The 12,794-nt window shown below is 73.4% G+C and carries 13 protein-coding genes; 3 read left to right on the top strand and 10 right to left on the bottom strand.

Annotated features, from left to right (window positions below; all coding sequences use genetic code 11):
- Positions 1-27: 27 nt before the first annotated feature.
- Positions 28-1,374, top strand: a complete 1,347-nt coding sequence (locus N8J89_RS08590) for an acyltransferase family protein (RefSeq protein ID WP_283663814.1) — start codon at positions 28-30, stop codon at positions 1,372-1,374.
- Here N8J89_RS08590 and N8J89_RS08585 read toward each other — a convergent pair.
- Together N8J89_RS08585 and N8J89_RS08580 are read right to left on the bottom strand one after the other, a co-directional pair.
- The gene (locus tag N8J89_RS08585; RefSeq protein WP_283663813.1) at positions 1,339-2,670 is read right to left on the bottom strand and encodes a glutamate-1-semialdehyde 2,1-aminomutase; all 1,332 of its coding nucleotides are present in this window, start codon (positions 2,668-2,670) and stop codon (positions 1,339-1,341) included. The two genes, N8J89_RS08590 and N8J89_RS08585, sit on opposite strands and share 36 nt — an antisense overlap.
- On the bottom strand, positions 2,670-3,326 hold the full coding sequence (locus tag N8J89_RS08580; RefSeq protein ID WP_283663812.1) for a GNAT family N-acetyltransferase: 657 nt from the start codon (positions 3,324-3,326) through the stop codon (positions 2,670-2,672). Before N8J89_RS08580 ends, N8J89_RS08585 begins: the two co-directional genes overlap by 1 nt.
- Before the next feature lie 42 nt (positions 3,327-3,368).
- Between N8J89_RS08580 and N8J89_RS08575 the strand changes: the two genes are divergently transcribed.
- A complete protein-coding gene (locus N8J89_RS08575) occupies positions 3,369-4,121 on the top strand; it encodes a WecB/TagA/CpsF family glycosyltransferase (RefSeq protein WP_283663811.1) in 753 nt (250 codons plus the stop codon).
- Between the two features lie 20 nt (positions 4,122-4,141).
- Positions 4,142-5,236, top strand: coding sequence for a glycosyltransferase (locus N8J89_RS08570; RefSeq protein ID WP_283663810.1), 1,095 nt, complete (start codon positions 4,142-4,144; stop codon positions 5,234-5,236).
- A 2-nt stretch (positions 5,237-5,238) separates the two neighbouring features.
- Here the strand turns inward: N8J89_RS08570 and N8J89_RS08565 are convergent, their stop codons facing one another.
- The 8 genes from N8J89_RS08565 to N8J89_RS08530 form a co-directional block, all read right to left on the bottom strand.
- Complete coding sequence (locus tag N8J89_RS08565) at positions 5,239-5,604, bottom strand: hypothetical protein (protein ID WP_283663809.1); 366 nt, start codon at positions 5,602-5,604, stop codon at positions 5,239-5,241.
- Between the two features lies 1 nt (position 5,605).
- The gene (locus tag N8J89_RS08560) at positions 5,606-6,211 is read right to left on the bottom strand and encodes a DUF1707 SHOCT-like domain-containing protein (protein ID WP_283663808.1); all 606 of its coding nucleotides are present in this window, start codon (positions 6,209-6,211) and stop codon (positions 5,606-5,608) included.
- Positions 6,212-6,321: 110 nt separating this feature from the next.
- A complete protein-coding gene (locus N8J89_RS08555; RefSeq protein ID WP_283663807.1) occupies positions 6,322-7,320 on the bottom strand; it encodes a glycoside hydrolase family 6 protein in 999 nt (332 codons plus the stop codon).
- A 202-nt stretch (positions 7,321-7,522) separates the two neighbouring features.
- Complete coding sequence (locus N8J89_RS08550) at positions 7,523-9,007, bottom strand: oligosaccharide flippase family protein (protein ID WP_283663806.1); 1,485 nt, start codon at positions 9,005-9,007, stop codon at positions 7,523-7,525.
- Positions 9,004-9,828 carry a glycosyltransferase family 2 protein gene (locus tag N8J89_RS08545; RefSeq protein ID WP_283663805.1) on the bottom strand — a complete coding sequence of 275 codons (825 nt, stop codon included), beginning with the start codon at positions 9,826-9,828 and terminating at the stop codon, positions 9,004-9,006. Before N8J89_RS08545 ends, N8J89_RS08550 begins: the two co-directional genes overlap by 4 nt.
- Positions 9,829-9,830: 2 nt before the next feature.
- Positions 9,831-10,772 carry a glycosyltransferase family 2 protein gene (locus tag N8J89_RS08540; RefSeq protein WP_283663804.1) on the bottom strand — a complete coding sequence of 314 codons (942 nt, stop codon included), beginning with the start codon at positions 10,770-10,772 and terminating at the stop codon, positions 9,831-9,833.
- Positions 10,769-12,052, bottom strand: a complete 1,284-nt coding sequence (locus N8J89_RS08535) for an O-antigen ligase family protein (protein ID WP_283666118.1) — start codon at positions 12,050-12,052, stop codon at positions 10,769-10,771. Before N8J89_RS08535 ends, N8J89_RS08540 begins: the two co-directional genes overlap by 4 nt.
- A 2-nt stretch (positions 12,053-12,054) precedes the next feature.
- Positions 12,055-12,780: a hypothetical protein gene (locus N8J89_RS08530; protein ID WP_283663803.1), complete on the bottom strand. Its 726-nt coding sequence runs from the start codon at positions 12,778-12,780 to the stop codon at positions 12,055-12,057.
- Positions 12,781-12,794 lie beyond the last annotated feature (14 nt).

Here is a 12,794-nt window from a genome sequence, read left to right as displayed (position 1 = left end):
CGGGCCCCGCCCGCGAGGCTCTTTCCCATGAACAGCATGGGGGTCCGCGACGCGGCGCCGATCGGCACCGGCAACCGGAACACGGTGGTCGACCTGGTCCGGCTGGTCGCGGTGGGGATGGTCGTCTTCCTGCACTGGCTCAGCCCGGTGATCACCGTCACCAACGGCGCGGTGAAGGCGGGCATCGCCTTCTCCGGCCCGGTGACCTGGGTGGTGACCTGGTTCCTGCAGGTGATGCCGCTGGTGTTCATCGCGGGTGGCTTCGTCAACACCGCGGGGGTGGACGCGACGGCCCTCAAGGGGCAGTCCGCGGTGACGTTCCTGGCCCGCCGGGCCCGGCGCCTGGTGGTGCCGACCCTGCCACTGGTCGGCATCTGCGCGGCGCTGGCCACCGCGGGTTCGCTGCTCGGCATGCCCGCGATCGCGATCGTGGGCGACCAGGCGGCGAACCCGCTGTGGTTCCTCGCGGTCTACCTGGTGGTGGTCGCGCTGGCGCCGCTGATGGTGCGGCTGCACGACCGGTTCGGGCTGGCCGTGCCCGCGGTGCTGACCGCGGCGGTGGCCGGGGTGGACGCCTACCGGTTCGCCACCGTGGGCCTGCACGGGCAGGCGAACCTGCTCGGTGACGTGAGCCTGGTGCTGGTCTGGCTGACCGTGCACCAGCTGGGCATCGTGCTGGCCCGCGGCGGACTCTCCGGGCTGGGCAGGCGGGGGCTGCTCGGCATCGCGGGCACCGCGGCGGCCGGGATCCTCGGGCTGATCGTGTTCGGGCCGTACCCGCCCGCGCCGATCGGGCTGCCGGACGTGCCGGTGTCCAACCTGGCCCCGCCCACGCTGCTGATCGTGCTGCTGGGCATCGCGCAGGTGGCGCTGCTCGCGCTGGCCACCCCATGGCTGGAGCGCAGGCTGGACGGCGCGCGGACCAGGAAGGTGCTGCTGCGCGGGAACTCCGGGCTGATGACGGTGTACCTGTGGCACATCCCGGCGGCGCTGGTTGTGGCCGGGGCCTGCCTGCTCGCGCCGGAGCTGCTGCTGCCCGCGCCTGGCGCGGCCTGGTGGTCCTCCCGGCCGATGTGGCTGCTGGTCTGCGGGCTGGTGCTGCTCGCGCTGGTGAAGTGGTTGCGGCACTTCGAGACCGGCGAGCGGGAGACCCGGCGCGGCGGGCCGGTGTCCGCGCCGCTGGTGGTGCTGGGCACGGCCGGCGCGGCCTTCGGGCTGCACGAGATCTTCATCCACGGCCTGGACCTGGCGGGGCCGGACGCGGCGGGGGCGTGGCGCGGGGTGCTCGCACTGGGGGTGGGAGCGGTCCTGCTGCGCCGGGCCGAGCGGGTCGGCGGGTCAGCCCAGCCGGCGCGGGTCGGCGCGGCTGCGTAGCGCCGGGGCCACCGGACGGCCCTGGAGCAGGCCCTCGACGGTGCCTGCCTCCAGAGCCTTGCGGTACACGCCCAGCGCGCCCCGCACCGCCTCGACGGTGTGCGCGAGGTCGGCGTCGGTGTGCGCGGCGGAGATCACGAAGGACTGGCCGAGCACGCCCCGGCTGAGCAGTTCCTGCAGGAACAGCGTTCGGTAGGCCTGGGACGGGTTGCCGTTGGCGTCCCGGGTGGTGAACACCAGGCAGGACGGGCGGCCCACCGCGGCCACCGCATCCGCCACACCGAACTCCCTGGCCAGCTGGTTGACCGCGATGGCAAGCGCGGCGCCCTGGCGTTCCATCACCGCCACCGGGTCGGTCTCCCGGTAGGCCCTGGCCACCGCGCGGAAGGCGGCCAGCGAAACCGACTCCGGGCCGTGCGTGGTGGAGAGCAGGAACACCCGGTCCGCGCCGGTGGCCAGCCCGCCCAGCTCCATCAGCTCACGCTTACCCGCCAGCGCGGCGATCGGGAAGCCGTTGCCCATCGCCTTGCCCCAGCAGGACAGGTCCGGCACCACCTCGTAGACCGACTGCGCGCCACCGGCGGCCCAGCGGAAACCGGTGATCATCTCGTCGAAGACCAGCACGATGCCGTGCCGGTCGCAGACCTCCCGCACGCCTGCCAGGAACCCCGGCTCCGGTTCGGCCAGCGCGGTGCCCGCCTCCAGCACCACACAGGCGATCTGTCCACTATGGACGTCCACAATGGACCGCAGTGAGTCCAGGTCGTTGTAGCGGAAGGACACGGTGAGCGCGCGGACGGCTTCCGGGATGCCCGCGGACATCGGCACGGTGCCGATGAACCAGTCGTCGGTGGAGAAGAACGGCTGGTCAGCGCAGATGGCGACCAGGTCGCGGCCGGTGGCGGCGCGGGCCAGCCGGACCGCGGCGGTGGTCACGTCGGAGCCGTTCTTGGCGAACTTCACCATGTCCGCGCCGGGCACGGTGGCCAGGAAGTCCTCGGCCGCGGCCAGCTCCAGGGTGGTGGGCCGGGTGAAGCTGAGGCCGTCGGCCAGCACCGCGCGCACCGCCTCGGTCACCGGGGCGTAGCCGTGGCCGAGGGTGACCGCGCGCAGGCCCATGCCGTACTCGACGAACTCGTTGCCGTCGGCGTCGGTGACCCTGGCCCCGCTGCCCTTGACCAGCACCGGGGTCATGAACTCCGGGTACTGGTCGGCGCCCCTGGCGTAGGTGTGCGCGCCCCCTGGCACCAGCTGGTGCAGTCTGGCCTGGAGCTCGGCGGAGCGGTGGAAGCTCATCACCCCACAATATTCGCCGGGCCCCGCAGCCATTCAGCGTCCTCCGGCAGCAGGCCCCACAGCTGGTGGTCCAGCAGCTTGCCGCCGACGTGCATGTGCGAGCGCAACAGGCCTTCCTTGCGGAAACCGTTGCGCGCCACCAGGATGCCCGCGGCCCGGTTGCCCACCCCGACCGGCGCGGTGAGCCTGCGCAGGCCGACCGGGCCGAAGCCGTGCCGGATCAGCTCGCGCATCGCGGTGGCCGCCACCGCGGTGCCGTGGAACTCCGAGTACACCCAGCCGCCCAGCTCGGCCAGCCCCTGGTCCCGGTCGATCCGGTCCAGCATCATCTCCCCGGCGAAGCGGCCGTCGACCTGCACCACCATCGGGATCATGCCGCCGCGCCGGGCCGAGCGCAGGAAGTTGTCACAGCGGTCCCGCCAGACCTGCGCGCAGCTGCGGCTGTCCCAGGCGGCCGAACTGGTGGGCCACCAGGGTTCCAGCCACTGCTGGTCGTGCCGGACCGCGGCGCACCAGTCCGCGGCGTCACCGGGACGCGGCGGGCGCAGCGCGATCGCGCGACCGTGCGCGTGGACCGGGCCGAGCACCGCGGGCCAGCCCGGGTGGTGTGGCCGCAACCGCCGGGTCACCGCGGCCAAGAGAACGCCGCTGCGCATGAATTCCCACTCCTCGAAGCGAATCGACGGCAAGATACTGACATGCGCTCGAACGTCCCGACAGTGACCGTGCTCGGCATTCGGGTGGTTTGCCTGCCCAGGCAACAGGTGCTCTCCGTAGTCGGTGAGCTGCTCGACTCGCCCGCCCCCGACCTGCTCGCCTACGCCAACGCGCACTCGCTCAACCTGGCCGTCCGCCACCCCGCCTACCGGCGCGTTCTGCACGACGCGGCGCTGGTGCTCAACGACGGCTCCGGCCTGGCGATCGCCGCGAAACTGCAAGGAAAAAGCTTTCCGGACAACCTCAACGGCACCGACCTGACCCCGGAGGTCCTGCGGCTGGCGGCGGAGCGTGACGCCCCGGTGTACTTCCTCGGCGGCGAACCGGGCATCGCGGAGACCGCTGCGAGAAACCTCACTGCCAGGATCCCCGGACTGCGGGTTGCGGGCGCCCGGCACGGCTTCTTCACCCCGGCGGAAGAGCGGGAAGTGCTCGCCGAGATCAAGGCCAGTGGGGCGCGAATGCTGGTGGTGGCCATGGGAAATCCGCGACAGGAGCTGTGGCTGGACCGCCATCTGGCCGATACCGGCGCGCATCTGGGCGTAGCCGTCGGCGCGTTCCTGGACTTCGCCGCGGGCAAGGTCTCCCGCGCGCCGGGCTGGATGCGCAAGGCCGGCGTCGAGTGGCTGTACCGGCTGGCGCTGGAGCCGCGCAGGCTGTTCACCCGCTACGTGCTGGGCAACCCGCTGTTCCTGGCGCGGGTGCTGCTGGAGCGGTACAAATCGGGGTCGTGACGACTTCCCGGGTGTGCTTCGTGACCACCTACCCGCTCGGCCGGGCCGAGCTCGGCGGCAGCGGCTGGGTGGATCGCAGGCTGGTCGCGGTGCTGCGCGCGGCCGGAGTGGAGGTCGAGGTGGTGTGCGTGACCGGCCCGCCCGGCCAGTGGGCCGAGCAGGAGGTGGTCTGCCGCGCCGACGGCGATGTGCCGCTGGAGATCCGCGGCGACCGGGCCAAGCTGCTGCGGGTCGCGCTGGGCATGGCGGTGACCGAGCAGCCGTACCTGTCCCGCAAGTTCACCGCCTTCCCCGGCTGGCGGCGGGCGGCGGCGCTGCTGGCCGAGCGCGCGGCCGGGCGGCGGGTGGTCACCAGCGGCTGGCCGGGCCTGCTGCTGGCCGAGGCGGCCGGGGTGCCGGTGGCCGCGCACATCGCGCACAACGTGGAGAGCACCATCGCGGTGGAGCATTCGCCCCGCCCGCTGCGCCTGCTGGGTGAGACCTGGCGCCTGCCGAAGGCCGAACGCAGGCTGCTCCGCTTGCCGCGCAACGTCTTCGCCCTCTCCCGCACCGACGCGGAGCTCATCACCCGCTGGGCCGCGCCCGCCACGCCGCTGCCGCTGACCGTGCGGCCGGTGCCGGATCCGGTTGCCGCGCAGGCGGTCGGCTTCATCGGCAAGGCCAGCTGGCCGCCCAACGAGCGCGCGCTGGCCAGCCTGCTGGGCCCGGTGCACGAGGAGCTGACCCGGCTGGCGGTGGACGTGAAGTTCGTGCTGGCCGGATCGGGAACCGAGGTGCACCAAGGACATCCGCGCACCACCGCGCTGGGCCGGGTGGCCAGTGAGGCCGAGTTCTACCGGCAGGTCGGCCTTGTCGTGGTGCCCAGGTTCGGGGCCAGCACCGGGATCAGCGTGAAGATGCTGGAGGCGGCCGAGTACGGACTGCCCTCGGTGGTGCCGCCGCAGCTGGCCGAGGCGGTGGACCCGGCCGGTCCGTGGCTGCTCGCCAACGGCCCGGCGGAGACCGCGGCGGCCATCCGCCGCTGGCACCGGGGCGAGGTCGAGGTGGACGTGGCGGCGTGGACCGCGGCGCACGACGGCACGGATACCGCGCGGACGCTGCTGGCGGCGCTCTAGCGCTACAGGTCCGGTAGCGGATCGGGCGGCAGGAAGGACTGCTCGTCCACCTCGGCGTCCGCGCAGCGCACCACCGAGATGTACTCGTCGTCGATCTCCAGCATCAGGTTGCCGAACTCGATGGTCGGCGTGGTCCTGGTGTCCACCGGGCCGAGCTGGATGGTCCTCGGGTAGTGCACCAGCACCCCGGTCGGCCGGTTCCGCCGGAGGAAGCTGCACGTCAGCACGGTGACCGTGCGGCTGGTGACCGCGACCAGCACCGGCGCCATGCCCGGGTTCAGGCTGAGCGCGGGGAACAGGTAGCGCAGCTCGGCGCCCGCGGGCAGGAAGCCGCGGCAGCGGTCGCGCACCTCGCTGGAGAGCGGCACCTCAGTCGTCGTCCCCGCGGGTGACCGACCTGCGCACCGGCTTGGTGCGGATGTCGATGCCGCCCATCAGGGCGAAGCCCTTGACGTGCACCACGGGCGCGTTCAGCGGCAGGTCCTCGTCGTCGACCTTGACCTCCTTGCCGCCCATGAAGCTGAACCCGCCGACCTCCACCCGCACCCCTGGCGGCACGGTGATCTCCACCCCGCCCATCACGGCCACCGCGACCACGGTGATCTCCGGCGCGCTGAACTCCGCCCGGCGCAGGTCGATCTCGGTGCCGCCCATGACCGCGATGGCCGCGGTCCTGCGGGTGACCCGCCAGCGCCCCTTGCGCACCGCGCCGGACATGAAGGACACGACCCACTTGGTCTTCTCCCCCACCGGGCTGGGCCGCACCGGCACCGGGCTCGGCGCGGAGGCGGTGGTCATCGGCAGGTCGGCGACCACGCGGTCCAGCTCGCCACGGGTCACCGCGGCGTAGGCCTGGCCGACCCGCTCGTTGTACTCGGTCAGGGTGAGTCGCCCCTCACCCACAGCGAGGTTGAGCCGCTGGGCGATCAGGTCGCGTTCGGCGTCGCTGACCCGCATCTCGGGGAGGTCGTTCATGCCTGCCAGGCTAGTAGCAGAGGCCAACCCGATGCCGGGTGTTGGCCGAACTGGTACGCCGGGGCCGGCCGACGGGATGGCGCGACCCATCCCGGTGGCCCGAACCCGGTTCACATGCCGTTGAGCAGGCTGATCGCCAGTTCCGGCACGAAGGCGCCGGAGGTGGTGCCCTTGCCGGTGCCGCAGTCGCCGTCGGAGGCGCCGGGCTGTTTGATCCACAGCAGCGCGTCCGGCGTCTGCGGGTTGCTGCCGTCCACCGCGGGCGACTGGCCGATCTTGCGGCCGGGCGGGTTGCACCACTCGCCGTTGGAGCCGTTGCCGTTGCGGCTGACGTCGATGACGAACCCGGGTTTGCCGCCGCCGCGGGCCGAGACCGCGGCCTGCACCTGGCGGCCGTAGGAGATCGCCTCGGCGGTGGTGTTGAAGTTGGACACGTTGACCGCGAACCCGCGCGCCCCGCTCACCCCCGCGTCGATCAGCCGCTGGGCCAGCGTGCCGGGCGGGTTGTACCGGCCGTCACCGCCGTCGAGGTAGGTCCAGGCGTTCGGCGCGCGCTGGCTCAGGGTGGCCACCGCCTCGGAGAGCATGCGCAGGCGTTCCTGCTTGCCGGTGGGGTCCAGGCAGGACAGGTGGATCAGCGCGTCCGGTTCGAGCACCACCAGCGCGGGGGTCTTGCCGATGGTGTCGGCCACCATCTCCACCCACTTGCGGTAGTTCTCCACCGATCCGGCGCCGCCCGCGGAGTGGCTGCCGCAGTCCCGCTGCGGGATGTTGTACGGCACCACGACGGGCAGCTGGTCTTCCTTCTCCGCGGCGCGGATGTAGGCGCCGAGCCAGCCGCGGATGTCGCCGTCACCGGCGATCCAGCGGGCCATCGGCTGGGCGGCGATGCGTTCGTTGATCACGTGCGCCCTGCCGTCGCCCTTGTTCGCCCGCACCCAGCGGGCAGCATTGCTCTCCCAGTCCACGAACAGGCCCCTGGTCTCGCTGAGCGGGCTGGGCGCTGGTGGCTGGGCTGGCGGGCGGGGCTGGCGCTCCGGTTTGCTGGTGGACGATCTGGGCGGCGGTTCGGACGAGGCCGGCGGCGGGGAGGTCGACTCGTCGGGCACGGAGGTGGACTCCGCGAGGACGGACGGTTCCGTCGAGCTGGAGGGGGCGGCCGCGGGCTCCGGAGTTCCGCACGCGGCCACGGCTAAGAGCGCCGCGATCCCGGACGCCGCCAACCCCCGTCGGCGCGCTGTGTTCGATCCCATCAGCTTTGCTCCCGTGTGGGTTTGTTGTCCCCTGCTGGGGGTGCCAGAACTTGTGAGACTAAGACCCTTCCCTGAAGGTCGCGACCGGTCGATCGGCCGCTGCCCCGTTCAGCGCACGGTCGATGTGGTGCCGCCGGGTGTACCAGCCCACCCCGACGACCGCGGCCGTCAGTGCCGCGCCGAGGGCCACGTCCAGCAGCGGCGAGTCGGCGAAGGCCCGGATGGCGAGCAGTCCGGCGACCGCGAGCAGCCCGGCCAGCGCCGGGTAGGCCAGGCCCTTGGCCAGCGCGGCCAGCGAGATGCCGGCCCGGTGCAGCCGCCAGGCGTGCACCGGCACCGCGACCACGAAGGCGACCACCGCCTGCGCCCAGCCGATGCCGACCAGTCCCCACACCATGGCCGCGGCCACGGTCGCCGGCACCAGCGCGACCAGCCAGGACACGTTCACCAGCGCGGAGGACAGCGGGGCGCCCACGGCCAGCAGCAGGTGGAAGGCAAGATCGGTGAGAACCCGTGCCACGGCGGCGATCGCGAGCGCGCTGAGCACGTGCGCGGCGGGCGCCCAGGCCGAGCCGTAGACCACCTCGACGATCGGCCCGGACAGGATGGCCAGCGCCAGACCGCCCGGCAGCACCGCGATGCCGACCAGTCCGACCACCTCGCCGGCGGCCAGGTTCAGGTCCACGCCGCGGTCCCTGGCGCGGGAAAAGGTTGCCAGCGCAACCCTTTCCAGGGTGGTGGAGACGATCGAGACCGGCCAGTTGGCCACGTTGTTGGCCAGGTAGAAGAAACCTAGAGCGGTGGCGCCGAGGATGCTGCCGGCGACCACCTGGGGCACGGCGTTGGACAACACGATCACCATCCCGGAGGCCACCACGGTGACCCCGTACCGGCCGACCTCACCGAAGTGCTCCCGGTCGAAGCCGAACCGCGGCCACTGCCTGCTGACGAACAGCAGCACCACCACGACCACCGCGGTGCCGGAGACGTGCCCGATGGCCAGCGACCAGGCGCCGAAGCCGGAGAGCGCGAGCGCCCCGGTCAGCGCCAGGTTCACCACCACGCCGGAGAGGTCGGCCACCAGCCTGCTGGCCTGGCGCAGCTCCCTGGTCAGCAGCGCGCCCGGCACGGCGGCGAAACCGTCCAGGAACACGTTCGCGGCCAGCAGCCGCACGATGTCGGTGGCCTGCGGGCTGCCCAGCCCCGCGGCCAGCGCGGGCGCGGCCACCAGGCACAGCGCGAAGGCCGTGGTGCCGCCGCAGACCGCCACCGTCCACGCGGTGGGCAGCAGCGGCCGCACGTCGCCGGAGTGGCGCACCACCGAGGCGGCCGCGCCGAGGTCGTTGAAGGTGAGCAGCAGCATCTGCACCACCAGCGCGGCGGCGTAGAGGCCGAAGTCCTCCGGCGCGAGCAGCCTGGCCAGCAGCACGCCGAGCAGGAAGGTGCCCAGCCGGGACAGCAGGGTGTTGAGCAGGCTCAGGCCCAGTCCCCTGCGGAACCGGCCGCCGAGCTCGGCCTGCCCGATGCCACCGTCCGTGCTCACTTGCCCGCTCCCAGCGCCTCGGTGGTCCACTCGCTGAAGTAGCTGCCGGCGTGCACCGCGTAGTCCACGGTGACCTCCGGCAGGTGCCGCACCCGCAGCGCGGCGGAGAGCCGGTGCGTGAACTCCCAGTCCTCCCTGGGGTGCACCCAGCCCGGTCTGGCCCACGGGTCGAAGCGCAGGCCGGGGAAGCGGCGCACGGCGACCGCGTTGACGTCCACCCACGCGGTGTCGGCGTGCGCACGCCGGTCGAAGTCCCGGCCGAGGATGTCCACAGTGGACCCGTCCGGCCTGCTCCGGTGCAGCGCGGTGTAGACCAGCCCGGCCCCGGCGCGCAGCGCGGGCAGCACGGTCTCCAGGTGGTGCGGGCGCCAGGTGTTGTCGTCGTCGAGGAAGGCCACGAACGGCGAGCGGGTCAGCCGGATGGCCGCGTTGCGGGCCAGTCCGGGGCTGTGGTGGTTGCGCGCCAAGGACAACACGGTCAGCCGGGGGTCCGCCGGCAGCGCGCCGAGCTCTCCACCGCCGTCGTCGACCACCACCACGGAGAGGTCGGTGACGGTCTGCGCGAGCGCGCTGCGCACCGCGCGGGCCAGGGCTTCCGGCCGCTTGTAGGTCGGGATGGCCACGGTGAACAGCGCGGTCGGCGTGGCGGGTAACAGCGTGGCCAGGCGGGCGATCTCGGCGTCCTCGGCCCGGCGCGCGGCGGCCCGCTCGGCGGCGAACTTCACCCGCCACCAGGTCTCGCCCACCACGTAGCGGCCGACGGTGCGGCGCAGCGCCTGTTTCACCCCGCCGGGCAGCAGCCCGTAGTCCCGGTTGCCCATGCTCACCTTCCCGCCAGCTGTGCTCGGACCTCGGCGGTGGCGGCCGGGTTGGTCGGCAGCCCGGCGAGCAGCCGGGCTCGTCCACTCAGCAGCTCGCGCAACGCGCGCAGGTGCGTGCCGCGGCGCAGCGGCAGCCGCAGCGCCTGGCTGAGCACCAGGGCCAGCCAGCCGGCCGCGGCAGCGGCGCGGGACTCCCAGGTGGCCAGGTGCACCACCTTGTTGGTGACCAGCTGCGCCCACAGCGCGGGCGAGACGCCGTACTCCCCGCCCCGGTGCAGCGCGTGCGCGCGCGGGGCCTGGCGGACCTGCCAGCCCGCGTCGGTGACCCGGCGGCAGTAGTCGGTCTCCTCGGAGTACAGGAACAGCTCCTCGCGCCAGCGGCCGACCCGGTGCGCGACGCCTGGCGCGATCATCAGCGCGGCCCCGTTGGCCCAGTCCACCCGCTCACGCGCCGGGCCGGGCGGCAGCTGCTCGCCGAGGGCTCCGGCGCGGGCGCCCAGCAGCGCCTCGGCCAGCACCCGCCGCGCGGTCGGGCGGCGGCGCAGGGTCGCCTCCGGCGCGCCGTCCGGCCTGCGCACCAGCGGCGCGGCGATGCCCACCGCGGGGTCGGCGCAGACCTCCAGCAGCTCGCGCACCGCGCCGGACTCCAGCCGCACGTCCGGGTTGAGCACCAGCACCGCCTCTTCCGGCGTGGCCAGCTCCAGGCAGGCGTTCACCCCGGCCGCGTAGCCGAGGTTGCCGCCGGTGTGCAGCACGGTCGCCTTGGGCGCCAGCTCCGCCACCAGCTCGGGACTTCCATCGCTGGAGGCGTTGTCGGCCACCACCAGCCGCCACTCCGGCACCCCGGCCAGCGCGGCGGGCAGGGCGTCCAGGAAGTCGGGCAGATCGGCCGCGGAGTTGTAGGTCACCACGGCCAGCAGCACGCCTGGGATTTGCTGGCTCAACGTCGTCCTCCGGCTTGGGTCACGACCGCGCCTGCCAACCCGATCATCAGGAAGGTCAGCGCCTGGAACTGGGGGAAGGACAGCGCGTCGAAGGTGGCGAAGCACACCGTGCACACCAGGAGTCCCGTCGCCACCGCCCACGCGGCGTCGCGCAGTTCGGCCGGGATGCTGCCAGGGCGCCGGAAGGTCCGCCAGGCCAGAAAGGCTGGCAAAACCAGAAGGGCGGCGAGTGCGAGCACCCCGGGCAGGCCGGATTCGACCGCGGTCAGCAGGTACTGGTTGTCCAGGTATGGCTGCGGCGGCGCGGTGTAGGTGCCGAACCCCTGACCGCTCAACGGCGCGGCGGCCAGCTTGTCGGCCACGTAGCCGTAGTCGTCGAGGCGGCCGGTGAGGCTGTTGTCGGTGCGGGCGCCCAGGATCGTGTTGGCCAGCACCTCGTAGAGCCGGGGCACCGCGGTCGCGGCCAGGCTGACCGCGACGCCGAGCAGCAGCACCCCGGTGCCCCAGCGCAGGCCGCCGATCCTGGGCAGGCTGAGCAGCAGGACCAGCGCCAGGCCGAGCAGGCCGGTGCGGGAGATGCTGACCACGATGCCGCCGCTGAGCACCGCCGCGCAGGCCCACCACAGCAGCGGGTGGCGGCCGTGCCGGATCAGGTGCAGGGCCAGCGGCACCGCGGCGGCGCAGACCGCGGCCAGCTCGATGGGGTGGTTGGCGAAGCCCAGCGCGCGTTCCAGCCCGCCGCGGGCCAGGTCCACCGTGCCCAGGCCCTGGGCGCTCAGGCCGGGGAAGCTCAGGTAGCTGCGCAGGTCGATCTTGGTGGCGAACTGCACGCCCGCGGTGCAGGCCGAGGCGGTCGCGCCCAGCACCACCGCGCCGAAGACCGCGCGCAGCATGCCGGGCCGGTCCAGGCCGTCGCAGGCCAGCAGGGCCAGGCCGGTGCACACCGCGAACAGCAGCGTGCTCCGGTCCGCCGAACCGAGCCGGTCGTCCGGCACGCCGAGGAACAGCGCGAGCGCGTTGGCCGCGGCGAAGACCAGCAGCGCGCCGAACAGGGTGGCCCGCACCAGGTTCGGCGCGGGCCGCAGGCCGAGCCCGCCGCCGAAGCGGGCGACCAGCCACCAGAGCAGGCACAGCGCGCCCAGCAGGCGGCCGGGGGTGAGCGAGCCGCCGACCCCGGCGATGACCAGGTTCTGCGGCAGCGCGAACAGCAGCACGGCCGCCACCAGCACCCGGTGCGGTGGCAGCCGCCGTGCCGGGGCGGCCGGGGCCGCCACCCGCATGCTCACTGACGTTCCTGGGGGGCCACATCGGGCACCTGGTCACGCTGGATGTGCTCGGTGACCTCGGCGTCGGAGTCCTGCAACCGCTTGCGCGGCGAGGGTTTGGGCTCCGGCGCGGCCGGCTTGGGCCGGTTGCCGCGGCGGTCCACCAGCACCACGGCGAGGACCACCGCGACCAGGCCGATGCCCGCGGTGAGGCCCAGCGCGCGCAGCTGCGCGGCCCTGGTGGTGGTGATCTCGTTGGGCGAGAGCACCTCGTTCAGGGTGAGCTGCTGTTCCACCGGCACCAGCAGGGTGTCCTGCCGCCGCTTGAGCTCGTCCCTGATCCGCTGCATGGCCAGCTGCCCGGTCTTGCGCACCGCGGCCTCGCTGGCCCCGGTGGCGATCACGGTGATGAACGGACTGTCCGTTGTGGACACTCCGCCGCCCTCGTTGGAGACCTCCAGGCTCGCGGTGCCGCCCTGGGCGGCCAGCTCCCTGCGGGTCTGCTGCGAGTTGAGCACCGCGATCACCACCACCGCGGCCTGGCCCTGCGAGCGGTCCACCGCGGCGAAGGGGTTGCGGTCCTGGCCGCCGTACTGGCGCAGCACCATGGTGAGGCTGGTTCCCCGGTACTGCTGCGGCACCGCGAAGGCGACCGCCGCGAGTAACAGGACCAGCCCGGCGAGCAGCAGGGCGGTGAGCTTCCACCGCTGCCGCAGCACCCGAAAGACATCCAGTGCGTCCACGCGCTCTCTCCCGA

This window comes from Crossiella sp. CA-258035 (genome assembly GCF_030064675.1).
Lineage (GTDB): Bacteria > Actinomycetota > Actinomycetes > Mycobacteriales > Pseudonocardiaceae > Crossiella.
This window is presented reverse-complemented; position numbering and strand designations above follow the sequence as displayed.

What these genes read in the sequence shown, in the direction of transcription:
- N8J89_RS08535 (WP_283666118.1), bottom strand. Translation starts at nt 12,052, where the DNA reads ATGCGGGTGGCGGCCCCGGCCGCCCCGGCACGGCGGCTGCCACCGCAC.
- N8J89_RS08580 (WP_283663812.1), bottom strand. Translation starts at nt 3,326, where the DNA reads ATGCGCAGCGGCGTTCTCTTGGCCGCGGTGACCCGGCGGTTGCGGCCA.
- N8J89_RS08560 (WP_283663808.1), bottom strand. Translation starts at nt 6,211, where the DNA reads ATGAACGACCTCCCCGAGATGCGGGTCAGCGACGCCGAACGCGACCTG.
- N8J89_RS08545 (WP_283663805.1), bottom strand. Translation starts at nt 9,828, where the DNA reads ATGGGCAACCGGGACTACGGGCTGCTGCCCGGCGGGGTGAAACAGGCG.
- N8J89_RS08575 (WP_283663811.1), top strand. Translation starts at nt 3,369, where the DNA reads ATGCGCTCGAACGTCCCGACAGTGACCGTGCTCGGCATTCGGGTGGTT.
- N8J89_RS08585 (WP_283663813.1), bottom strand. Translation starts at nt 2,670, where the DNA reads ATGAGCTTCCACCGCTCCGCCGAGCTCCAGGCCAGACTGCACCAGCTG.
- N8J89_RS08590 (WP_283663814.1), top strand. Translation starts at nt 28, where the DNA reads ATGAACAGCATGGGGGTCCGCGACGCGGCGCCGATCGGCACCGGCAAC.